Origin of the sequence: Streptomyces camelliae, assembly GCF_027625935.1 — a bacterium.
Classification (GTDB): Bacteria; Actinomycetota; Actinomycetes; order Streptomycetales; family Streptomycetaceae; genus Streptomyces; species Streptomyces camelliae.
Genome location: NZ_CP115300.1, coordinates 2874176 through 2897436, shown reverse-complemented (window position 1 = coordinate 2897436; position 23261 = coordinate 2874176). Strand labels below are relative to the sequence as shown.

Sequence of the window (23261 nt, the reverse complement as noted above, 5' to 3'; positions counted from 1 at the left end):
GGCCCCCGGGTAAGCTCCGATTCCATGCCTGTGCAGTGGGCCGGTCTGTCCCCGGAGCTGCTGCTGACCGTCGACCGGAGCAGCGGCGAACAGCTGCGCGCCCAGCTGGAGCGGCAGGTGCGGGACGCGATCCGCTCCGGACGGCTGCGGGAGGGCGAACGTCTGCCCTCCTCCCGCGAACTGGCCCGCACCCTGGGCCTGTCCCGCGGCCTCGTCCAGGGCTGTTACGCCCAACTGCAGGCCGAGGGCTACCTGGTGACCCGCGTCGGCTCGGCCACCCGCGTGGCCCCCTGCGCACAGCCCCCCGCACCGGCCCACCCCGCCCCGGTCGCCGAACTCCCGCGCCTCATCGCAGACTTCCGGCACGGCGTGCCCGACCTGGCCTCCTTCCCGCGCGCCGACTGGCTGTGGGCGCTCAGGGAGGCGGCCCGCCGCATGCCGACGGCCGACCTCGACTACGGCGACCCGCGCGGCAGCCAGGCTCTGCGTACGGTCGTCGCCGCCTACCTCCGCCGAGTCCGCGCGGCCGCCGCCGACCCCCGCCATACCCTGGTCTGTTCCGGCTTCGCCCAGGGCCTCGGCCTCACCCTGCAGGCCCTGGCCCGTACCGGTGTCCGCGCCGTCGCCCACGAGGATCCCGGCAGCCCCGGCACCGCGACGGCCTCCGCACGCGCGGCCGGCCTCACCCCGGTCCCGGTCCCGGTCGACGCGCACGGCATCGACGTACGGGCCCTGGAGGCGACCGGTGCGCGCGCGGTGATCGTCACGCCTGCCCACCAGTGGCCGACCGGTGTCGTCCTCGCACCGGAACGCCGCCACGCACTCCTCGCCTGGGCGCGGCGGCACGACGCCTACGTCATCGAGGACGACTACGACGCCGAGTTCCGCTACGACAAGGAGCCGGTCGGCGCACTCCAGGGCCTCGCGGCCGACCGGGTGATCTCGATCGGCACGGTCAGCAAGTCCCTCGCGCCCGCCCTGCGCATCGGCTGGCTGCTGTGCCCGCCCGCGCTCACCGCACCGCTCACCGCACTGAAACGGATCGCCGACCGGGGCACCCCCACCCTCGACCAGCTGGCCCTCGCCCTGCTCATCGAGTCCGGCCGCTACGACCGCCATCTGCGCCGCATGCGCACCACGTACGCGGCCCGCCGCACCGCGCTGGTCGCGGCCCTCGCCGCACACGCGCCGCGCGTACGGCTGACGGGGCTGGCCGCCGGCTTCCACGCGGTGACCCACCTGCCGGACGGGACCGACGAGGAACGAGTGCTCACCGAGTCCCTCTCCCGCCGCGTCGGCCTGTACGGCATGAGCGCCTGCCGGGCCGCACCGGCGCCCGGCCCGCCCCAACTGGTCCTGGGCTTCGGCGACGTACCGGAACGCGCGATCACGGAGGGCATCGCGGCGGTGGCCGACCTGCTCGGCTGAGCGACTGAGCGACTGAGGGACGACCAGGAGTCCCCGCCCGCGTTCGTCTCCGCCGCGCGACTCAGATTCGCGCCCGCTTCAACGCCATGTGCAGCAGCAGCCGGTCCTCGCCGTCGTCCAGGTCCAGGCCGGTGAGCTGTTCCACCCGGGACAGCCGGTAGTACAGCGTCTGCCGGTGGATGCCCAGCGCGGCGGCCGTGCGGCCGGCCTGGCCCGCGCAGTCGAGGTAGGCCTCGGCGGTGCGGGCCAGTTCGCGGTGGGCGGGGGAGAGCAGGGGGCCGACCGCGGGATCGTGCGCGGCCTTGGACGGCAGCGCCGTCAGGAGGCGGTACGGCCCGATGTCCGCCCACTGCGCGACCGGCCCGAAGCGCGGCTCGGCCAGCGCGGCACGCGCGGCGGCGACCGCCTCCTCCCACACCGCCCCCAACTCCCCGAGCCCACTTCGCGCCCGCCCGACCCCGGCGGCGAATCCACCGGTCACGGCGGGGAATCCGGCGGTACGGGAGGCCGCTGCGCCGACGGGGATTCCGGGGGTGCGTGAGGCTGTTCCGCCGGCGCCGGGTCCGGCACCCCGCCCTGTTCCGGCACTCGCGCCGGCTCCGGCGGGCGAGCCTGTGGTCCCGGCGGGGGATCCGGTGGTGCGGGGGGCCGTTGCGCCGGCGCCGGGTCCCGCACCCCGCCCTGTTCCGGCACTCGCGCCGGCTCCGGCGGGCGAGCCTGTGGCGCCGGCGGGGAATCCACCGGCGCCGGTGGGGAGTCCGCCGGTCCCGGCGGTCTGTCCGCCGGCCCCGGCGGCCCCCGCCGTTCCGCCGGCCCGGCCGGACCTCGCGGCCGTGGCCGCTGCCGTCTGTGCCGCCGCTCCCCGCGCCGAAGCGCCTTGAGGCGCCGTCCCCCGTGCTCCCTCGGCCTCCTTCAGAAGGCGGGTGGCGGCTGTCGTGGCCGGGGCCGGCTGGTCCGGGGTGCGGAGGCGGACCAGGACCGCGAGGCTCTGGCCCGCCGTGCCCCAGGGGAGGGTGCACAGGGCGAGAGCGTGCGGGATCGTACGGGTGGCCGGAGCGTCGTCCGGGTCGGCCGAGGGCCAGGGGGCGACGCAGACCAGCGTGAGGGGGCCGTCGGCGCGGGGGCCGAGGGCCGTACGGAGTTCCGCCACCGCCATGTCCTGCTGCCAGCCGGGCTCCGCGGTGAGCACCGCCCGCAGCTCCCGGCTCAGCCCGGCCCCAGCCTGCGCCTCGTCCGCGAGCAGCGCGCCGATCCGCCCCGCCACCCGCATCGCGGCGGCCAGCTGGGCGTCCGTCGGCCCGGGGTCGCCGTCCAGCAGCCAGACGTAGCCGAGGACCACCCCCCGATGCCGTACCGGAAGGCAGATCCGGCCGCGGTACACCCCGGCCTCCGGGGTCGGCGGGATTCGCACCGGGCCGGTCGCCCGGGTGATGCCGAAGCCCTCGAACCAGGACCGGACCGCCGCCGTGGAGCGCCGGGTCAGGATCGAGCGGGTGCGTACCGGGTCCAGCGCGGAGGGATCCAGCTCGTCGTCGCTGTCGTACGCGCCGAAGGCGATCAGCTCGAAGTCGCGGTTCTCCAGCGTCGCCGGGACGCCCAGCAGCTCCGAGATCTCGTCCACGAGCTCCTGGTAGTCGCCCTTGAAAGCCTTGAAATCCGCCGCCACACGGGCATTCTCCCTCATTTTCCGCCCGCCTTCATACATCTGTCTGAGATCCGGTGCACGGATGCGTGACAGCTGTCGATGGCCCACGATCGGAGAGATCCTTAGGTTTCACGGTGGTTCTCCGTGCCGTACCCGAATCGCTGGGTAATGGCCCATTTGATGCTTGTCTGTGGAGGTGCCCCGTGCTGGGTCCCGTGATTCTCGCCGCGTCGCGCAGCGACCGGATGCGACGCCTGATCTCGGCGGCCCCGGTGACCAAGCAGGTCGTCGACCGCTTCATCCCGGGCGAGACCGTCGACGACATCGTGCCGATCATCAAGGACCTGACCGCCAGGGGTCTGGAGCTGACGATGGACGTCGTCGGCGAGGACATCACCACCCCCGAGCAGGCCACCGCCGCCCGGGACGCCTACCTGCTGCTGATCGACCGGCTGCGCGAGCTGGAGCTGGGCGAGAAGGTCGAGATGTCGGTCAAGCTGTCCATGTTCGGGCAGGCCCTCCCCGGCGGGCACGAGCTGGCGCTCGCCAACGTGCGCCCGGTGGTCGAGGCCGCCGCCGCCATCGGTACGACCGTGACGCTGGACGCCGAGGACCACACCACCCTCGACTCGATGTTCGCCATCCACGAGGAACTGCGGAAGGACTTCCCGCAGACCGGCTGCGTCATCCAGGCCTACCTCTTCCGCACCGAGGCCGACGCCCGCCGGCTCGCCGCCGCCGGCAGCCGCGTCCGCCTCGTGAAGGGCGCCTACAAGGAGCCCGCCGAGGTCGCGTACCAGCAGAAGCACGAGATCGACAAGGCCTACGTGCGCATCCTGCGCATCCTGATGGAGGGCGAGGGGTACCCGATGATCGGGTCCCACGACCCCCGCCTGATCGCCATCGCCCAGGAGCTGGCCCATCAGGCCGGCCGCAAGCTGAACGAGTACGAGTTCCAGATGCTGTACGGCATCCGCGGCGACGAGCACCTCCGGCTGGCCGCGGAGGGCCACCGCATGCGCGTCTACACCGCCTACGGCACCGACTGGTACGGCTACTTCATGCGGAGGCTCGCGGAGAAGCCGGCGAACCTGCGCTTCTTCCTGCGCTCGATGGTCAGCAAGGGCTGAGCCCCAACACCCGCTCACGATCAAGGAGTTCGGATCTCATGGACGCTGTGACCCAGGTCCCCACCCCCGTCAACGAGCCGGTGCACGGCTACGCCCCCGGCTCGCCCGAGCGTGCCCGGCTGGAGGCCAGGCTCAAGGAGCTGGCCGAGAACCCGATCGAGCTGCCGATGACCATCGGCGGCGAGAAGCGGCTCGGCGGCGGCGAGCCCTTCCAGGTGGTCCAGCCGCACAACCACAAGGCCGTCATCGGCACCGGCCGGCACGCCACCCAGCAGGACGCGCAGGACGCCATCGACGCGGCCCTCGCCGCCGCGCCGGCCTGGCGCGCGATGTCCTTCGACGACCGCGCCGCGATCATCCTGCGCGCCGCCGAACTGCTCGCCGGCCCCTGGCGCGAGACGATCGCCGCCTCCACCATGCTCGGCCAGTCCAAGACCGCCCAGCAGGCCGAGATCGACACCCCCTGTGAGCTGGTCGACTTCTGGCGCTTCAACGTCCACTACGCGCGCCAGATCATCGCCGAGCAGCCCCCGGCGAACTCCCCGGGCGTCTGGAACCGCCTGGACCACCGTCCGCTGGAGGGCTTCGTCTACGCGATCACGCCGTTCAACTTCTCGGCCATCGCGGGCAACCTGCCCACCGCTCCGGCTCTCATGGGCAACGTGGTCGTGTGGAAGCCGTCCCCCACCCAGACCCACGCCGCCGTCCTCCTCATGCAGCTGCTGGAGGAGGCCGGTCTCCCCAAGGGCGTCATCAACCTCGTCACCGGTGACGGTATCGAGGTGTCCAAGGTCGCCCTGGAGCACCGGGACCTGGCGGGCATCCACTTCACGGGCTCGACCAAGACCTTCCAGTACCTGTGGAAGACGGTCGGCACCAACATCGAGAAGTACCGCTCCTACCCGCGTCTGGTCGGCGAGACCGGCGGCAAGGACTTCCTGGTCGCCCACCCGAGCGCCGACCGCGCCGTGCTGAAGACGGCCCTGACCCGTGGTGCCTTCGAGTACCAGGGCCAGAAGTGCTCCGCCACCTCCCGCGCCTACATCCCGGCGTCGATCTGGAACTCGGGCTTCAAGGAGGAGTTCGCCGCCGAGGTCGACTACCTCACCATGGGTGACGTCACCGACCTGTCGAACTTCATCGGCGCCGTGATCGACGACCGTGCCTTCGCCAAGAACAAGGCCGCGATCGACCGCGCGAAGTCCGACCCGACCTGCGAGATCGTCGCGGGCGGCAGCTACGACGACTCGGTCGGCTACTTCGTCCGCCCGACGGTCATCGTCTCCACCGACCCGGAGAACGAGGTCTTCCGCACCGAGTACTTCGGCCCGGTCCTCGGCGTCTACGTCTACGAGGACGACCAGTACGACGAGATGCTGGAGCAGATGGAGTCGGTGTCGGACTACGCCCTCACCGGTTCGGTCATCGCGGGCGACCGTGCGGCTGCGGCGTACACGATGGAGAAGCTGCGCTACGCGGCCGGCAACTTCTACATCAACGACAAGTCGACCGGCGCCGTCGTCGGCCAGCAGCCCTTCGGCGGCGGCCGTGCCTCCGGCACCAACGACAAGGCCGGTGCCCCGCAGAATCTGCTGCGCTGGACCCTGACCCGTGCCATCAAGGAGACGCTGGTCGCGCCGACCGACTACACGTACCCGCACATGGGCTGACCTTCCGCCCCCGTGAACACGGGCCGGCAAGCCTGACTTCTGAGCAGGCTTGCCGGCCCGTTCCCATTCAGGAGAAGTTCAGAGTGACGTCGTCACCGTCGTGCCGGCCGCTCTGTGCCTTGTTGGGGTGGAACGTGCTGGTGTTCCCGCCCGGGGACTCGCAGTTCACGGTGACCCGGAGGGTGAACTTCTTGCCCACCGGCGCGGTGAGGTCGACAGGGCCGTAACTTCCGCTCGCCTGGCCGTTGTTGTCCACGGAGTCCGCGACGGGTCCGTTCCCGGCACTCAGTGTCACCTCGGTGGGGACGGTGTTCGGGAACCTGGTCCCGCAGTCCACCGTCCCGGAGTAGGTCACCGTTCCCGTGCTCGGTGCCGAGTGGGCCGGTCCCGAGACCAGCAGGCCGCCGCCGAGGGTGGCCACGGCGAGGACCGCGAGAGTGCGGGACCTGCGGGAGACGCGCGATGTGTTCGTGGGCATGTCACCACCTGCCTGGATAGCGTGCGGGTGTCCGATGGGACCGCGTGCGCGCGCCGCGCCTGAGTGCGGCGCCCGGCTGGTGAGAGATTTGCGGCGGGGTCGGCCGTGCGTCGGCCGGTACGTCACTGCCGCTGTCACAGCAGCACCGGCAGCCCCATCCGTTCTCTGACAACGTTGCTACAGGGTCTCCCGGCCTGCAACCGCAAACCCTGCTGATCAGGTGGTCGCCACCCGGCGGCCGAGAAAGTCCCGCATGAGCGCGGCGATCTGGTCCACGTGGGTTTCCAGGGCGAAGTGGCCCGTCGGCAGCAGGTGGATCTCGGCCTCCGGCAGATCCCGCCGGAAGGCCAGCGCGCCCTTCGGCACGAAGATCTCGTCGTGGGCGCCCCACACCGCGAGCAGCGGGACCCCGCTCTCGCGGAAGTAGGCGTGGAAGGCGGGGTAGAGGGCGAAGTTGGAGCCGTAGTCGGAGATCAGGGCCAGCTGGATCTCCGACTGGCCGGGGCGGGCCAGGCCGGCGGCGTCGTGCTCGTAGGCGTCCGGGCTGACCAGCGTCGGGTCCGAAACCCCGTGCAGGTACTGCCACTTGACGCCGTCGAGGGTGTAGATCTCCCGCACCGGTGCCTCGGTTTCAGGCGTGCGCTTCTCGATCAGCGCCAGCACGGGCGCCCAGGCCTCGGCGCCGAGCCCTTCCTCGTAGGCGTTGCCGTTCTGCGTGACGATCGCGGTCACCCGCTCGGGGTGCGCGAGGGCGAGTCGCAGCCCGATCGGGGCGCCGTAGTCCTGGACGTAGAGGGCGTACCGCGCCAGGCCCAGCAGCTCGGTGAACTCGCCGGTGACGGCGGCGAGTTCGGCGAAGGTGTACGGGAACTCCGTGACGCCCGGGGCCGCCGAGCGGCCGAAGCCGATGTGGTCCGGTGCGATCACCCGGTACCGGTCCGCGAGCAGCGGGATCAGCTCGCGGAACATGTGCGAGCTGCTCGGGAAGCCGTGCAGGAGCAGCAGCACCGGGGCGTCGGACGGTCCGGCCTCCCGGTAGGACACGTCGAGGCCGCGGACGGTCACGGTGCGGTGGTGGACCTGGTGCGTCATCAGCATGGGAGCAGTGCAGCACCTCCCTGCCTAACCAGTCAAGTGGCTTTTAGTGGTTAGAATGGTCGTCAGGAGGTCGCCCGGACCAGGATCTTTCCCGTGTTGCCGCCGCGCAGCATCAGCAGGAACGCCTCCACGATCCGCCCGAAGCCGTCCACCACCGTCTCGTCCGCCGCCAGTGCCCCGCTGCGCAGATGCGGTACGGCGAAGTCGTACAGCTCGTCCTGGGTGTCCCGGTGGTCGCTCACCAGGAAGCCCTCGATGCGCAGGCGCTTCTCCACGACGTCCGCGTGGTTGAAGAGGACCGGCGGGGCGTCCGGGGTGTTGTACTGGCTGATCGTGCCGACCCGCACCACCCGGCCCCGCTCGCGCAGCGCGCCGATCGCCGCGCCCAGATGGTCGCCGCCGACGTTGTCCACGAAGACGTCGATGCCGGACGGCGCCGCCTCGGCCAGCAGGCCGGCCACCGCACCCGTGCGGTAGTCGAAGGCCGCGTCGTAACCCACCTGCTCCGTCAGGTACTTCACCTTCTCCGGAGTGCCCGCGCTGCCGATCACCCGGCCCGCGCCGAGCAGCCGGGCGAAGCGGCCGGCCGCCGTGCCGACCCCGCCCGCCGCGCCGGACACGAACACGTCCTCGCCCGCGCGCAGCCGGGCGATCCGGGTCAGGGCGACGTACGCCGTCAGACCCGTGCCGCCCAGCACGCTCAGATACGCCGTCAGCGGCACGCCGGGGTGGTGGGGCAGGCGCCGTACCTCCTCGGGGCGGACCACGGCGTGTGTGCGCCAGCCCTGGCGGTGGAAGACGATCTCACCCTCGGGCAGCTCCGGGCTGCGGGAGGCGATGACCCGCCCCAGGGTCCGGCCCTCCAGCGGGGCGTTCAACGCGAAGTCCCCGTCCATCATTTCGCGGTGGTACGGGTCCACGGACCACAGCACGTTCTCCACCAGGGCGGTGCCGGGTGCCGGTTCGGGCACCGGGGACTCGGCGAAGCGGAAGTGGTCCGCGGTGGGGAAGCCGGTGGGGCGGGCGGTCTGCTGCACGGTGAGCGCGGTCTCGGTCATGGGACGGGACCGTAGGCAGGAATGCCGGGCGGGTGCAGAGGGTTGGGCTCATGGAACGCGCCGATCCATGAACCGGTCTCATACGCGCAGGTGGGAGCCCCTAAGTGACAGCAGTCGACCTTGCCCCGCAGGAGCTGAGGATCCTGGTCGCCGTGGCCGACGAGGGCGGGTTCTCCACCGCGGCCGCCCGGCTGGGGACCACCCAGTCCGCCGTCTCGCACGCCGTGCGCGGGATCGAGCGGAAGCTGGGGGTCGTGCTGTTCGAGCGCGGCCGGTTCGGGGCCCGGCCCACGGCCGCCGGGGAACGGGCCGCCGCCCATGCGCGCCGGGTGCTGCGCATGCTCCAGGCCCTGGCCGCCGATGCCCGCGGCGCCGGCACCGGCGAGATCGACGGGACCCTGCGCATCGCCGCCTTCCGCAGCGCGGCCCTGCATCTGCTGCCGGCCGCCCTGGCGCGGCTCGCCGAGCGGCACCCCGGCATCGAGGTGAGTGTCACCGTCGTACGCGAACTGGGCGCCGGCACCGCGGGCGAGGTCGCCGCCGGGCGGGCCGACCTCGGCATCGCCACCCTGAGCGGACCGCCGCCGGCCGGACTGGTCGGCGGGGAGCTGCTCCAGGAGCCGTACTCCCTGGTGCATCCGGCGGGCCACCCCGACCCGCGCGCCCTGCCGCTCGTCGACTGGGCCGAGAACTGCGGCTCCTACACGCGTGGCTGGTGGGCCGCCCAGGACTGGATCCCGGCCGCGACCGTCAGCGCCGAGGACGACGGGGCCGTGCTGTCGATGGTGGGTAGCGGGCTGGGGATGGCGATCATGCCGGCGCTGTCCCTCACCGGTGCGCCCTCCGCCGTCGGCATCACCGACCTCGGGCCGGGACGGCCGTACCGCTCCGTCGGGTACGTCACCACCCCGGAACTGGCCGCCACCGACGCCGTACGAGCCCTGATCCGCGCCCTGCGTTCCCTCTCCCTGCCGTCCCCCGAACGCACGAAAGCCCAGCTCAGGGCGGTGTGACACGGTTCGCCGTCTCAGATAGTAGGAAGTCCGAGTAATTGTGCAGACAGAAGCGGGTCGCTCCCTTAGCTTTGTAGAAGCCGAACGCATCGCTCGATCCAGCGAATGGCGGTCGTGAGCCGGGCATCGTGCAGGTAACCCCTGCGGCCCTTCGGCTCCCCGCCCCTTCCGGCGTCTCGTAACCCCCTTTGCGTGCTCCATGGTTACCGAAGGAGTCGATTCCCATGGCCGAGACGACCGTCCGCCGCCGCGTCCGCCACGTGTCCCGTACGAACGAGGCCGACCGCAAGAACGCCGCCGCCGCCCTCCAGCGCGCCCTCGACCGCCGCGACAACGGCGGCGAGACCGGCCACTGAGGCCCGCTGGGAACGCCGACACGGTGTCCGCATCGCGGACACCGCATGTCATCACCTGGGACGAGGAGTAGGGTGCCCGCATGTCTCGCAGCATCAATCTCGCAGTGATCCCCGGTGACGGAATCGGCCAGGAGGTCGTGTCCGAGGGTCTGAAGGTCCTCTCCGCCGTGCTCCCGCAGGATGTGAAGCTGGAGACGAAGGAGTACGACTTCGGCGCCAAGCGGTACCACGCCACAGGTGAGACCCTCACCGACGCCGACCTCGCCGCCCTCAAGCAGCACGACGCGATCCTGCTCGGCGCCATCGGCGACCCGAGCGTCCCGTCCGGCGTCCTGGAGCGCGGCTTCCTGCTCAAGCTCCGCTTCGCCTTCGACCACCACGTCAACCTGCGGCCGAGCAAGCTGCTCCCCGGCGTGGCGACCCCGCTCGCCGGCCAGCCGGAGATCGACTTCGTCGTCGTCCGCGAGGGCACCGAGGGCCCGTACACCGGCAACGGCGGCACCATCCGCAAGGGCACCGAGCACGAGGTCGCCACCGAGGTCTCCGTCAACACCGCCTTCGGTGTCGAGCGCGTCGTCCGCGACGCCTTCGCCCGCGCCCAGGCCCGCCCGCGCAAGAAGCTCACGCTGGTCCACAAGAACAACGTGCTGACCTTCGCCGGTCACCTCTGGACGAACATCTTCAACAAGGTGGCGGCGGAGTTCCCCGAGGTCACCACCGACTACATCCACGTCGACGCGGCCACGATCTACCTGGTCACCGACCCGGCCCGGTTCGACGTCATCGTCACCGACAACCTCTTCGGCGACATCATCACCGACCTCGCCGCGGCCGTCTCCGGCGGCATCGGCGTGGCCGCGAGCGGGAACATCAACCCGTCCCGCGAGTTCCCCTCGATGTTCGAGCCGGTCCACGGTTCCGCGCCCGACATCGCCGGTCAGGGCAAGGCCGACCCCACCGCCACGGTCCTGTCCGTCGCCCTGCTGCTGCGCCACCTCGGATACGACGCCGAGGCCGACCGCATCGACGCCGCCGTCACCGCGGACCTCACCGAGCGCGCGGGCAAGCCCGCCCGCTCGACGTCCCAGATCGGCGACGCGCTCGCCGCGCGAGTAGCCGGCTGACCCGGCGCTCCACCACGAGAGGCCGCCGGGTCGGACGACCACCCGGCGGCTTCCGCATGTCCCCGCCGGGTGCCACCATCAACCACTGGGCCGCTTTCACCCCGATTCCGTCCGCCGCAGCCCCCGCGCGATAATCGAACGCGGAGCCGCGGTATGAGGGAAAGCTCGGACGTCCTAGCACCGACTGAGAAGCCGGTACGGACGTGAGCGCGGCCCGGTCACTACAACCGGTGAAGGACACCCACTCATGACGACGCCCACGATCGAGCTCAAGCCCTCCGCCAGCCCCCTCGCCGCCGCCGAGCGCGAGGCCATCCTGGCCAGCCCGGGGTTCGGCCGCCACTTCACCGACCACATGGTGACGATCAAGTGGACGGAGGGCCGTGGCTGGCACGACGGGCAGCTCGTTCCGTACGCGCCGATCCCGCTCGACCCGGCGACCAACGTCCTGCACTACGCCCAGGAGATCTTCGAGGGCCTGAAGGCCTACCGCCAGCCCGACGGCACGGTCGCCATGTTCCGCCCGGACCAGAACGCCAAGCGCTTCCAGCGTTCCGCCAAGCGGCTCGCCATGCCCGAGCTGCCGGTCGAGACGTTCATCGAGGCCTGTGACGCGCTGGTCCGGCAGGACATCGACTGGGTGCCCGCGCACGGCGGCGAGGAGTCCCTCTACCTGCGCCCGTTCATGATCGCCACCGAGGTCGGCCTGGGCGTCAAGCCGGCCAACGAGTACCTCTTCATCGTCATCGCCTCGCCGGCCGGCGCGTACTTCCCGGGCGGCGTGAAGCCGGTCTCGATCTGGGTCTCCGAGGACCGCGTCCGCGCGGTCCCCGGCGGCATGGGCGACGCCAAGACCGGCGGCAACTACGCCGCGTCCCTCCTCGCCCAGGCCGAGGCCGCCGCGAAGGGCTGCGACCAGGTCTGCTACCTCGACGCGGTCGAGCACCAGTGGGTCGAGGAACTCGGCGGCATGAACCTGTACTTCGTGTACGGCGACAAGATCATCACCCCGGCCCTGACCGGCTCCATCCTGGAGGGTGTCACCCGTGACTCCCTGCTGGCCGTCGCCCGCGACCTCGGCTACGAGTCCGAGGAGGGCCGCGTCTCGGTCGAGCAGTGGCAGCGCGACTCCGAGAACGGCACCCTCACCGAGGTCTTCGCCTGCGGCACCGCGGCCGTGATCACCCCGGTCGGTACGGTCAAGCGTGCCTCCGCCGAGTGGAAGCAGAGCGGTGGGGAGCCGGGCGAGGTGACCCTTCGCCTGCGTCAGGCTCTGCTCGACCTTCAGCGGGGGACGGCCGAGGACAAGCACGGCTGGATGCACAAGATCGGCTAGCGGTCGGTGGACATGCTCAGGGCCGCCTCGGACTCGTCCATGTCCGTGGCGGCCCGCGTCGGTTCCGTACGCGCCGTCACCACCAGATACACCAGCCCCCCGACCGCCCCCGACAGCAGGAAGCTGCAGTCCACCCCGCCGGTCAGCCGCAGCAGCGGGCCCTGGTACGACGGCAGGGACACCGCCAGCAGACCCACACCGGCGCCCAGCGCCCAGGACACCGTCGCGCGCACGTTCCAGCCCGCCCGGTACCAGTAGATCCCGCCCCGCGAGCGGCGGTTGAAGACCTGCAGGGCGTCGGCGTCGTACACCCCGCGGCAGCGGGCGAAGCCGATGAGGGTGATGACGGCCCACGGGGTGCCGATCGCGGTGAGCAGCAGCACGAAGGACGTCATCGCGGACTGCGCGTTCCAGGCGTAGTGGCCGGCGAAGACACAGGCGGTGGCGACGACGGCCACCGTGTAAGTCGCCCTGGCCCGTGAGGCCTTGGGCAGGATCGCGTCCAGGTCCAGGCCCATCGAGTACAGCATCAGGCCCGCGTTGCCGACCGAGCCCGCGGAGGCGGACAGCAGCAGCGGGATCAGGTACCAGGTGGGGGAGGCCGTGACGAGGGGGCCCGCGTAGTCGGTGGCCGCCTTCGCCGCGTACGCCGTGAAGGTGCCGAACAGCTGCGGCACCAGCAGACCCAGGATCAGCCCCAGCCAGGTGGCGTGCAGCACACGGCGGTTGGAGTGGCGGGACGGCGAGATGTAGCGGGTGTAGTCGCCGAGGAGCGTGATGAAGGCGATGGGCCCGGACAGGCCCGCCGCCACGGCCGCCAGGAACCAGGTCGGCCAGAACGAGCCCAGCAGATACCCGCCCGCGCCCGGCAGCGCCCCGGTGGTGAAGTGCGGGGCGTAGGCGAAGATCCCGAGGGCCAGCAGGGCCGTCATGCCGATGGACAGCACCTTGGACATGCTCAGCAGCACCCGGTAGCCGTAGACCGCGCCCGCCACGGTCGCCGCCGCGAGCACCGCGTAGACCGCGGCGTACGACACCCCGTCCGCCGGCAGCCCGAACATCCGGCCGAGCACGCCGATCATCACGTCCCCGCCGATCCACACGGTCAGCGCGGTGTAGCCGAGGGCCAGCAGCAGGCCGACCACCGAGCCGACCAGCCGGCCCCGGACGCCGAACTGGGCGCCGGAGGAGGTGGACAGGTTGGTCGCGGTGCGCAGGGAGATCAGGGCCAGCGGGGCCGTCACGGCCGTACCGACGACCGTGCCCGCCGCGATCGCGCTCACCGACGGCCACCAGCCGAGCCCGAAGGACGGCGGCAGCCAGCCGAAGATGATCACTCCGAGGCAGAGATTGGAGCCGAGCAGGATCGAGACGAGATCGCGCGGACCACTGGTCCGCTCCGCGTCCGGGATGGTGTCGACTCCGCGCTGTTCTATCGGCATGGCTGGTCTCCTTCGACGGCTGCCCAGAGAGTTAGAGCGACGTTCAATGTGGGTTACTCGATTCCGGATGTCAATGCTCGCAATCCCTGAATTTAACGTTTAGAGTGATGCTCTAAAGATAGGAAGGCAAGGAGGTGTCGGGACGTGAGACTGACCCCTACGGAGCGCGACCGGCTGCTGCTCTTCGGCGCCGCCGAACTGGCCCGGGCCCGCCGGGCGCGCGGGCTCAGGCTCAACGTGCCCGAGGCGACCGCGCTGATCGCGGACACGGTCTGCGAGGCGGCCCGCGACGGCAGGCGGCTCGCCGAGGCCATCGAGGCGGCCCGGTCCGTCCTCGGCCCCGAGGACGTGCTGCCGGGCGTCGCGGACGTCGTCACCGAGGTGATGGTCGAGGCCGTCTTCGACGACGGCTCACGTCTCGCGGTGGTCCCGGACCCCATCGGGGGCGGCGGGCTGGGGGACCGGGGTCCGGGCGCACTGCTCCCGGGGCCCGAGCACGCCGACCTGGAGGCGGTCGTACGCCTGCCGGTCACCAACACGGCGACCGTGCCGGTCTCGGTCACCTCCCACTTCCACTTCTTCGAGGCCAACCCGCGGCTCGACTTCGTCCGGGCGCAGGCCTACGGGATGCGCCTCGCCGTGCCCGCGGGCTCCTCGGTGCGCTTCGGCCCCGGCGAGAGTGCCGAGGTCGGACTGGTGCCGATCGGCGGAGAGCGGATCGCGATCGGCTTCGCCGGACTGGTCGACGGGCCGCTGGACGCGCCCGGCGCGAAGGAGGAGGCCCTGCGCCGGGCCGCCGCCTGCGGATACCTGGGCGCCGACACGGAAGGAGACGAGGAGCGATGAGCCGCTCGAAGGGGCGCGAGGTGAGCCGGTCGGTCCACATCGACCCGCACGCCTACGCCGCCACCCACGGCCCCCGCGCCGGCGACCGCATCCGCCTCGGCGACTCCGGGCTCACCGTCCGCGTGGAGTCCGACTCCCAGCGCTACGGCGACGAGTTCCTGGCCGGCTTCGGCAAGACCGCCCGCGACGGACTGCACCTGAAGGCCGCCGCCGTCCGCGAGACCTGCGACGTCGTCATCAGCAACGTGGTCGTGATCGACGCCGTGCAGGGCATCCGCAAGGTGTCCATCGGCATCCGGGAAGGCCGGATCTGCGCCATCGGGCGCGCCGGCAATCCCGACACCCTCGACGGGGTGGACGTCGTCGTCGGCACGGGCACGTCGATCGTCTCCGGCGAGGGCCTGATCGCCACCGCCGGCGCCGTCGACACCCATGTCCATCTGCTGTCGCCGCGCATCATGGAGGCCTCCCTCGCCTCCGGCGTCACCACGATCATCGGGCAGGAGTTCGGCCCGGTGTGGGGCGTCGGCGTCAACTCGCCCTGGGCGCTGCGGCACGCCTTCAACGCCTTCGACGCCTGGCCGGTCAACATCGGCTTCCTGGGCCGGGGTTCGTCCTCCCACAGCGCCCCTCTGGTCGAGGCGCTGGCAGAAGGCGGGGCGTCCGGCTTCAAGGTGCACGAGGACATGGGCGCCCACACGCGGGCGTTGGACACGGCCCTGCGCGTCGCCGAGGAGCATGACGTCCAAGTCGCGCTGCACAGCGACGGGCTGAACGAATGCCTGTCCGTCGAGGACACCCTTCGCGTTCTCGAAGGCCGCACGATCCACGCCTTCCACATCGAGGGCTGCGGCGGCGGACACGTGCCCAACGTGCTGAAGATGGCCGGTGTCCCGAACGTCATCGGCTCCTCCACCAACCCCACTCTGCCCTTCGGCCGGGACGCGGTCGCCGAGCACTACGGCATGATCGTCTCCGTCCACGACCTCAAGCCCGACCTGCCCGGCGACGCCGCCATGGCCCGCGACCGCATCCGGGCCGGCACGATGGGCGCCGAGGACGTGCTGCACGACCTGGGCGCGATCGGCATCACCTCCTCCGACGCCCAGGGCATGGGCCGGGCCGGTGAGACCGTGCGCCGTACGTTCGCCATGGCCGGCAAGATGAAGGCCGAGCTCGGCCCCCTGGAGGGCGACGGCGAGGGCGACGACAACGCCCGCGTCCTGCGCTACATGGCCAAGCTGACCATCAACCCGGCCATCGCACACGGGCTTTCCCACGAGGTCGGCTCGATCGAGGTCGGCAAGCTCGCCGACCTCGTGCTGTGGCGCCCGGAGTACTTCGGTGCCAAGCCGCAGCTCGTCCTCAAGTCCGGCTTCCCGGCGTACGGCGTCGTCGGCGACCCCAATGCGGCCACCGACACCTGCGAACCCCTGGTGCTGGGGCCGCAGTTCGGCGCGTACGGCGCCACGGCCGCCGACCTCTCCGTGGCGTTCGTCGCCCAGGCGGCCGTCGACCAGGGCAACGACACGATGCCCACCCGCCGCCGCCGGGTCGCCGTGCGCGGCACACGCGGCATCGGCCCGGCCGACCTGCGGCTGAACGCCCGGGTCGGAGCGGTCGACGTCGACCAGCGCACCGGACTGGTCACCCTCGACGGCGCCCCGCTCAGCTCGGAACCCGCCGACTCGGTCTCCCTCAACCGCCTCTACTTCCTCTAATTCCTCTAAGGATCACGATGTCTGCTGCCGCCGACGGCTTCCGCATGCCCGCCGAGTGGACCCCGCACGAGCGCACCTGGATGGCGTGGCCGGGACCCAACCCCACCTTCGACGCCCCGGACGACCTCACCGCCTCCCGCGCCGCCTGGGCGTCCGTGGCCCGGACGATCCGCCGCTTCGAGCCCGTGACCGTGGTCTGCGGCCCCGGCCAGTCCGCCGAGGCACGGGCGCTGCTCGGCCCCGACGTCGACACCGTCGAGCGCGAGCTGGACGACGCCTGGATGCGGGACATCGGCCCGACCTTCCTCACCAACGGCAAGGGCGAACTGGCCGCCGTGGACTGGACGTTCAACGGCTGGGGCGCCCAGGACTGGGCCCGCTGGGAGCACGACTCCAAGATCGCCGCGTATGTCTGCGACCTCGCGGGCGCGAAGACGTACGCCTCGAAACTGGTCAACGAGGGCGGCGCGATCCACGTCGACGGCGAGGGCACGGTCCTGCTGACGGAGACGGTGCAGCTGGGCCCCGAGCGCAACCCGCACTGGACGAAGGAGCAGGTGGAGGCCGAGATCCACGCCCAGCTCGGCACCAGCAAGGCGATCTGGCTGCCGCGCGGCCTCACCGGCGACTACCCGCCCTACGGCTTCGGCACCCTCGGGCACGTGGACATCGTGGCCGCCTTCGCCCGGCCGGGTGTCGTGGTGGCGCACTCCCAGCCGGACCCGGCCCACCCCGACCACGAGGTCACCCAGGAGGTCATCGGCATCCTGCGCTCCCAGACGGACGCCCGGGGCCGTGCCCTGGAGGTCGTGGAGGTGCCCGCGCCGACCGTCCTGGAGGCCGACGGCCACTGGGCCGACTACTCCTACATCAACCACTACCTCTGCAACGGCGGCGTCGTGCTGTGCGGCTTCGACGACCCGCGCGACGAGCTCGCCGCCGGGATCTTCCGCCGCCTCTTCCCGGAGCGGACGGTGACTCTCGTGGACGCGCGTACGATCTTTGCGGGTGGCGGCGGCATCCACTGCATCACCCAGCAGCAGCCGAAGGTCTGATCATGTAGGAGAGTCGCAGATGGCCGGTGCGGCACGGACGCGGAAGAACGCGCCGCCGCGCGAGGAGGTACTCGCCGCCGCCATGGGCATGATCGCCGAGCGCGGTCTGGAGAAGCTCACCATGGCGGCGCTCGGCCGTGAGGTCGGGATGAGCAGCGGCCATCTCCTCTACTACTTCCACTCCAAGGACGAGCTGCTGCTCCAGGCCCTGGAGTGGAGCGAGGGCCGCCTCGGCGCGGAGCGCGGCCGCCTGCTCACCCGCCCCGGTACGGCCCACGAGCGCCTGTCCGCCTACGTCGACCTGTACGTCCCCGACGGCCACCGCGACCCCCACTGGACCCTGTGGCTGGAGGTCTGGAACCGCTCGCAGAACGCCGACGAGGACGCGCGCGCCCGCCAGGCCGCGATCGAGGGCGCGTGGCATCGCGACCTGGTCGCGCTGATCGCCGAGGGGGTGTCCAGGGGCGAGTTCCGCAGGGTGGACGCGGACCGCTTCGCAGCGAGACTGCGTGCGCTGCTGGACGGGTTCTCCATCCATGTGGCCATCGGGTTGCGGGGGACCGACCGGGACCAAGTGCTGGCGCATGTACGGGAGTTCATCGAGGACGCGCTGCTCGTCCCCGACCTCTGAACCCCCGCCCGGGTTGTACGCGTTCTGTCCGATTGACCCGGCTCGCCCCCTGGGATTGCATCCCCCATGGGCCCTCGGCGCCGGGCCGGGGGATACGCGTCCCGGGGGGTACAGCATGGGGAAGAGCAGCAGAGCGGGGCAGGTGGCGGTGGCCGCGGTGCTCGGCCTGGCGGTCGCGCCGCAGGCCGTCGCGGCGCCGCGGCACGGCACCACGCGCATCAGCACCACGGTGGCCGGCACCCAGTCCGCCACCGCCTCGGCCGGAGGCACCGTCAGCAGCGACGGGCACTACGCCGTCTACGGCGTCGAGGACCTCGGCGACGGCTGCCCGGCCAGCTGGTCGGTGTGCGTGCTCGTCAAGGACCTGCGCACCGGCAAGGCCGTCCAGGTCCCGGGCACCGGCGTCGAGACCTACGCCCCGATGATCAGCGGCGACGGCTCCAAGGTCGGCTACACCAGCGGCACTTACCACTTCTTCCGCGCCAAGGTCTACGACCGCCGTACCGGCACACTCCAGACCCTGTGGCCCGCCGACCCGCCGAAGGACAACTGGTACGAGCGTTCCGACCTCACCGGCCTGAGCGCCGACGGCCGCTACGCCGCCTACACCATCGGCAACCGCGACGGCAACGCCTTCACCGCCCACCTCATGGTCCGGGACCTGACCACCGGCACCGACGAGGTGGTGGACCGGCCCGGCCACCTCAGCCACCTGGTCGGCGGCCGGCTCAGCGCCGACGGCCGGTACGTCGCCTACAGCGCGCTGGACAGCGACGCCGCCGCCCTCTACGTCAAGGACCGCAGGACCGGCAGGACCCGGAGCATCCACATCCCCGCCGGCGGCGGTTCCTCGGTCGTCGACATCTCGGCCGACGGACGCCACGTCCTGTTCCAGTTCGCTGCCTCCTACCCGGGGACGACCACCCGGACCTACCTCGCCGACACCCGCACCGGCCGCGCCGAACCCGTCGGGCCCGAGGGAGCCACGGCCCTCGCCCTCGACCCCACCGGCCGGTACACCCTGCTGAAGGACTCCACCGGCGCGCTCCGCCTGCTGGACACCCCCACCGGGCGGCAGCGCACGGTGGCCGCCGCGAGCGTGGCCGCCACCGCCGGACCCGGCGCCCTCACCCGCTACGGCCGTACCGTCGTCTTCGCCTCCGCCGCCGCCCTGGTCCCGGACGACACGAACGGCGTATCGGACGTCTTCGCACGCAAGGTCGGGTAGCCGGCCGAGGTAAAGGAATCGTTTGCTCCGGCGCCGGGCAAGTAACGGCCCATGGAACGACAACACTGGAAGAAGATCTGGGTCGGCTCGGCGGGCAACATGGTCGAGTGGTTCGACTGGTTCGTGTACGCGAGCTTCGCCACCTACTTCGCCGGCGCGTTCTTCCCGAGCGGCAATCCCACCGCCCAACTCATGAACACCGCAGGCATCTTCGCCGTCGGCTTCTTCATGCGCCCCGTGGGCGGCTGGCTCCTCGGCCGGGTCGGCGACCGCAAGGGCCGTAAGGCGGCGCTCACGCTGACCGTCACTCTGATGTCGGCGTCGGCGATCCTCATCGCCATCGCCCCGACCTACGCGGTCGCCGGCTACGGCGGCGCACTCGTCCTGCTCGTCGCCCGCCTGCTGCAGGGACTGTCGGTGGGCGGCGAGTACGCGGCCAGCGCCACCTATCTGACGGAGGCCTCGGACCCGCGCAGCCGCGGCTTCGCCTCCAGCTTCCAGTACGTGTCCATGACCGCCGGCCAGATCGTCGGCCTGGGGATCCAGATCATCCTGCAACGCACCATGTCCGACACCGCGCTGCACAGCTACGGCTGGCGCATCCCGTTCGTCGTGGGCGCGCTCGGCGCGGCGATCATCTTCTATCTGCGCCGCAGCATGCTGGAGACCGAGGTGTACACGGAGGACACCTCGCACGCCGAGGAGCGGGGCACGCTGCGCGCGCTGTGGCAGCACAAGCGGGAGGCGTTCCTGGTCGTCGCCCTCACCATGGGCGGCACCGTGGCGTACTACACGTACACCACGTACCTGACCAAGTACCTGTCCAACTCCGCCGGCCTGTCCAAGCAGACGGCGACGCTCGTCTCCTTCACCGCGCTGATCGTCTTCGCCTGCCTCCAGCCGCTCGCGGGCCGGCTGTCCGACCGGATCGGCCGCCGCCCGCTGCTGATCACCTTCGCGGTCGGCTCCACCTTCCTCACCGTGCCGATCATGACCCTGCTCAAGCACGCCAACGGCTACTGGTCCGCCCTCGGCCTCACCCTGCTCGCGCTGATCGTCGTCACCGGCTACACCTCGATCAACGCCTGTGTGAAAGCCGAGCTCTTCCCGACCGGCATCCGCGCCCTCGGCGTGGCCCTGCCCTACGCGATCGCCAACGCCCTCTTCGGCGGTACCGCGGAGTACGTCGCGCTGTGGTTCAAGAACGCCGGGATCGAGTCCGGCTTCTTCTGGTACGTGGCCGGCTGCGCCGCCGTGTCGCTGGTGGTCTACGTCACCATGCGCGAGACGAAGGACCTGGATCTGGCCCGGGTGAAGGCCCGCGAGGATTCCACCGTGACGACCGCATCCTGAGACGGTCCGTGAGCCGGGGGCGGGGCTGTGCCAGACTTCCCCCGTGCTCTCGTTCGCCATGATTATTGGCAGCAGGCGCGCCGGTCCGCAGTGACCACCTCGTACGACCAGATGCGGGTGGCCACCGTCGTCCTCGACCCGCGCGCAGACCTCTCGCACCCGCGAGGGGTTTTTTCGTTTTCCGGCCCACCTTCAGCCGGGGGATGTCAGCGCGAGGGACCATTGGGGGGACGGTGGAGCCGGGTGTTCCGGTAAGACCGAAGATCCACAACAGGAGCCTTGACACCATGACCGAGACGGCAACCAGCGAGATGACCGAGACGGCAACCAGCGAGCTCGACGACTCGTTCCACGTCTTCGACACCACGCTGCGCGACGGCGCGCAGCGTGAGGGCATCAACCTCACCGTCGCGGACAAGCTCGCCATCGCACGGCACCTGGACGACTTCGGCGTCGGCTTCATCGAGGGCGGCTGGCCGGGGGCGAACCCCCGGGACACCGAGTTCTTCGCCCGCGCCCAGGCCGAGATCGACTTCCGGCACGCCCAGCTGGTCGCCTTCGGCGCCACCCGCCGCGCCGGCGCCAAGGCCGCCGAGGACCCCCAGGTCAAGGCCCTGCTCGACTCCGGCGCCCCGGTGATCACGCTGGTCGCCAAGTCACACGACCGGCATGTGGAACTGGCCCTGCGCACCACCCTGGACGAGAACCTGGAGATGGTCCGCGACACCGTCTCCCACCTGCGCGAGCAGGGCCGCCGCGTCTTCGTCGACTGCGAGCACTTCTTCGACGGCTACCGCGCCAACCCCGAGTACGCGAAGGCGGTCGTCCGTACGGCCTCGGAGGCCGGCGCCGACGTCGTGATCCTCTGCGACACCAACGGCGGCATGCTGCCCGCCCAGATCCACGCCGTCGTCGCCACGGTCCTGGCCGACACCGGCGCCCGGCTCGGCATCCACGCCCAGGACGACACCGGCTGCGCGGTCGCCAACACCCTCGCCGCCGTCGACGCCGGCGCGACCCACGTGCAGTGCACGGCCAACGGCTACGGCGAGCGCGTCGGCAACGCCAACCTCTTCCCGGTCGTCGCGGCCCTGGAGCTGAAGTACGGCAAGAAGGTGCTGCCCGAGGGCAAGCTCCGCGAGACGACGCGGATCTCCCACGCCATCGCCGAGGTCGTGAACCTCACCCCCTCCACCCACCAGCCCTACGTCGGCGTATCGGCCTTCGCCCACAAGGCCGGCCTGCACGCCTCCGCGATCAAGGTCGACCCGGACCTGTACCAGCACATCGACCCCGAGCTGGTCGGCAACACCATGCGGATGCTGGTCTCCGACATGGCGGGCCGCGCCTCCATCGAGCTGAAGGGCAAGGAGCTCGGCATCGACCTAGGCGGCGACCGCGCCCTCGTCGGCCGGGTGGTCGAGCGGGTCAAGGAGCGCGAGCTCAAGGGCTACACGTACGAGGCGGCGGACGCGAGCTTCGAACTCCTGCTGCGGGCCGAGGTCGAGGGCCGGCCCCTGAAGTACTTCGACGTCGAGTCCTGGCGGGCCATCGTCGAGGACCGCCCCGACGGCACACACGCCAACGAGGCCACGGTGAAGCTGTGGGCCAAGAAGGAGCGGATCGTCGCCACCGCCGAGGGCAACGGCCCGGTCAACGCCCTCGACCGCGCCCTGCGCGTGGCCCTGGAGAAGATCTACCCGCAGCTCGCCGCGCTGGAGCTGGTCGACTACAAGGTCCGCATCCTGGAGGGCAAGCACGGCACCTCGTCGACGACCCGCGTGCTGATCTCCACGACCGACGGCAGCGGCGAGTGGTCCACGGTGGGCGTGGCGGACAACGTCATCGCCGCGTCCTGGCAGGCCCTGGAGGACGCGTACACGTACGGGCTGCTGCGGGCGGGCGTGGAGCCGGCGCAGTAGCCGCGCAGCTGCGGGCAGTCGTGCCGCTGGGGCGATGGGGGTTCCCCCGCGATGGGGGCCCCTCCCGCGCGAGCGAAGCCGAGCGTGGGGGAGGCACCTCCCAGTGAGCAGCGCCTCCAGTCGCTACGGCGCACGCCAGATGTTGTCGAAGGCCACGTTCTCGATGCGTCGGCGTTCGCGGACCGCGTTCAGCTCGGTCACCGCGTCGCCGACCGCCGCCAAGACGGTGACGACGGCTTCGTCGGCGGGAGGCTCCGCCGGCCGGTCGGCCTCGATGCGCAGCGTGGCGGCGAGGCCGGCGAGGACCGGCTCACGGGACCACCAGCGGTCTGCGGCGTGCTGCCGGGCCGGGGTGTCGGCAGCCGCATCCCGCCCGGCCCGCCGGAACAGCCCCTGCCGTTTCCCGGTGAGCTGCCCGGCGCGGTCCAGCGCGTCACGGTAGGCGGCGGCCAGCCCCTGCCCCCGGCGCCACAGCCAGTCCTCGACGGTCTCGTGCGGCTCTTGCCGCTTCAGTGCCGCCCCGGCCTCGTCCAGCATCCGGTCGCCCGTGGTGAGCGCGGGACCGGGCACGATGCGCTCGCCCTCCAGGGTGAGCGCCCGCGTGCCGAGCAGGTCGACCAGTTCGGCGCCCGCGAGCGCCAGCGACAGATCGCCCTGCTCGACGGGGTGCTCACCGGGCACGTCCAGGCTGACGAGGAACAGATCCTGCGGTGTCGTCATACCGTCA

General features: G+C 71.5%; 20 protein-coding genes. 14 read left to right on the top strand and 6 right to left on the bottom strand.

Annotated features, from left to right (window positions below; translation table 11 throughout):
* Positions 1–24 precede the first annotated feature (24 nt).
* Complete coding sequence (gene pdxR, locus O1G22_RS13020) at positions 25–1428, top strand: MocR-like pyridoxine biosynthesis transcription factor PdxR (protein WP_270081508.1); 1404 nt, start codon at positions 25–27, stop codon at positions 1426–1428.
* Between the two features lie 61 nt (positions 1429–1489).
* Here pdxR and O1G22_RS13015 read toward each other — a convergent pair whose 3' ends face one another.
* On the bottom strand, positions 1490–3112 hold the full coding sequence (locus tag O1G22_RS13015; RefSeq protein ID WP_270081507.1) for a PucR family transcriptional regulator: 1623 nt from the start codon (positions 3110–3112) through the stop codon (positions 1490–1492).
* 164 nt (positions 3113–3276) lie between these two features.
* On the opposite strand from O1G22_RS13015, the gene O1G22_RS13010 reads away from it, so the two are divergent.
* Together O1G22_RS13010 and pruA are read left to right on the top strand one after the other, a co-directional pair.
* Positions 3277–4203 (top strand): proline dehydrogenase family protein, encoded by a 927-nt coding sequence (locus tag O1G22_RS13010; RefSeq protein WP_270081506.1) that lies wholly within the window; start codon positions 3277–3279, stop codon positions 4201–4203.
* A 38-nt stretch (positions 4204–4241) separates the two neighbouring features.
* Positions 4242–5873 carry an L-glutamate gamma-semialdehyde dehydrogenase gene (gene pruA, locus O1G22_RS13005; RefSeq protein WP_270081505.1) on the top strand — a complete coding sequence of 544 codons (1632 nt, stop codon included), beginning with the start codon at positions 4242–4244 and terminating at the stop codon, positions 5871–5873.
* A gap of 67 nt (positions 5874–5940) precedes the next feature.
* On the opposite strand, the gene O1G22_RS13000 is transcribed toward pruA, so the two are convergent.
* The 3 genes from O1G22_RS13000 to O1G22_RS12990 form a co-directional block, all read right to left on the bottom strand.
* Entirely contained in the window at positions 5941–6351 is a 411-nt protein-coding gene (locus tag O1G22_RS13000; RefSeq protein ID WP_270081504.1) for a hypothetical protein, read from the bottom strand.
* A gap of 216 nt (positions 6352–6567) precedes the next feature.
* Positions 6568–7443, bottom strand: coding sequence for an alpha/beta fold hydrolase (locus O1G22_RS12995; RefSeq protein WP_270086405.1), 876 nt, complete (start codon positions 7441–7443; stop codon positions 6568–6570).
* Between the two features lie 68 nt (positions 7444–7511).
* Positions 7512–8507 carry an NADP-dependent oxidoreductase gene (locus O1G22_RS12990; protein WP_270081503.1) on the bottom strand — a complete coding sequence of 332 codons (996 nt, stop codon included), beginning with the start codon at positions 8505–8507 and terminating at the stop codon, positions 7512–7514.
* Between the two features lie 104 nt (positions 8508–8611).
* On the opposite strand from O1G22_RS12990, the gene O1G22_RS12985 reads away from it, so the two are divergent.
* The 4 genes from O1G22_RS12985 to O1G22_RS12970 all read left to right on the top strand — a co-directional run bounded on the left by O1G22_RS12985 (position 8612) and on the right by O1G22_RS12970 (position 12336).
* Positions 8612–9520: a LysR family transcriptional regulator gene (locus O1G22_RS12985; protein WP_270081502.1), complete on the top strand. Its 909-nt coding sequence runs from the start codon at positions 8612–8614 to the stop codon at positions 9518–9520.
* 224 nt (positions 9521–9744) lie between these two features.
* Positions 9745–9876: a hypothetical protein gene (locus O1G22_RS12980; RefSeq protein WP_263636571.1), complete on the top strand. Its 132-nt coding sequence runs from the start codon at positions 9745–9747 to the stop codon at positions 9874–9876.
* A gap of 80 nt (positions 9877–9956) precedes the next feature.
* Positions 9957–11000 carry a 3-isopropylmalate dehydrogenase gene (locus O1G22_RS12975; RefSeq protein ID WP_270081501.1) on the top strand — a complete coding sequence of 348 codons (1044 nt, stop codon included), beginning with the start codon at positions 9957–9959 and terminating at the stop codon, positions 10998–11000.
* 247 nt (positions 11001–11247) lie between these two features.
* Positions 11248–12336: a branched-chain amino acid aminotransferase gene (locus tag O1G22_RS12970; RefSeq protein ID WP_270081500.1), complete on the top strand. Its 1089-nt coding sequence runs from the start codon at positions 11248–11250 to the stop codon at positions 12334–12336.
* Here O1G22_RS12970 and O1G22_RS12965 read toward each other — a convergent pair.
* A complete protein-coding gene (locus O1G22_RS12965) occupies positions 12333–13778 on the bottom strand; it encodes a cytosine permease (RefSeq protein ID WP_270081499.1) in 1446 nt (481 codons plus the stop codon). The genes O1G22_RS12970 and O1G22_RS12965 overlap by 4 nt on opposite strands.
* Positions 13779–13922: 144 nt before the next feature.
* Here O1G22_RS12965 and ureA point away from each other — a divergent pair, with 144 nt between their 5' ends.
* From ureA to cimA, 7 genes are all read left to right on the top strand, one after another.
* Complete coding sequence (ureA, locus tag O1G22_RS12960) at positions 13923–14624, top strand: urease subunit gamma (RefSeq protein ID WP_270081498.1); 702 nt, start codon at positions 13923–13925, stop codon at positions 14622–14624.
* On the top strand, positions 14621–16345 hold the full coding sequence (locus O1G22_RS12955) for an urease subunit alpha (RefSeq protein ID WP_270081497.1): 1725 nt from the start codon (positions 14621–14623) through the stop codon (positions 16343–16345). The genes ureA and O1G22_RS12955 overlap by 4 nt, the downstream gene beginning before the upstream one ends.
* A 17-nt stretch (positions 16346–16362) precedes the next feature.
* Positions 16363–17400, top strand: coding sequence for an agmatine deiminase family protein (locus O1G22_RS12950; protein ID WP_270081496.1), 1038 nt, complete (start codon positions 16363–16365; stop codon positions 17398–17400).
* A 19-nt stretch (positions 17401–17419) separates the two neighbouring features.
* Positions 17420–18031, top strand: a complete 612-nt coding sequence (locus O1G22_RS12945; protein ID WP_270081495.1) for a TetR/AcrR family transcriptional regulator — start codon at positions 17420–17422, stop codon at positions 18029–18031.
* A gap of 115 nt (positions 18032–18146) precedes the next feature.
* Positions 18147–19259, top strand: a complete 1113-nt coding sequence (locus O1G22_RS12940) for a TolB family protein (RefSeq protein ID WP_270081494.1) — start codon at positions 18147–18149, stop codon at positions 19257–19259.
* 51 nt (positions 19260–19310) lie between these two features.
* Entirely contained in the window at positions 19311–20612 is a 1302-nt protein-coding gene (locus O1G22_RS12935; protein WP_270081493.1) for an MFS transporter, read from the top strand.
* Between the two features lie 311 nt (positions 20613–20923).
* On the top strand, positions 20924–22534 hold the full coding sequence (cimA, locus tag O1G22_RS12930; protein ID WP_270086404.1) for a citramalate synthase: 1611 nt from the start codon (positions 20924–20926) through the stop codon (positions 22532–22534).
* 123 nt (positions 22535–22657) lie between these two features.
* Here cimA and O1G22_RS12925 read toward each other — a convergent pair whose 3' ends face one another.
* Entirely contained in the window at positions 22658–23254 is a 597-nt protein-coding gene (locus O1G22_RS12925; RefSeq protein WP_270081492.1) for a GOLPH3/VPS74 family protein, read from the bottom strand.
* Positions 23255–23261 lie beyond the last annotated feature (7 nt).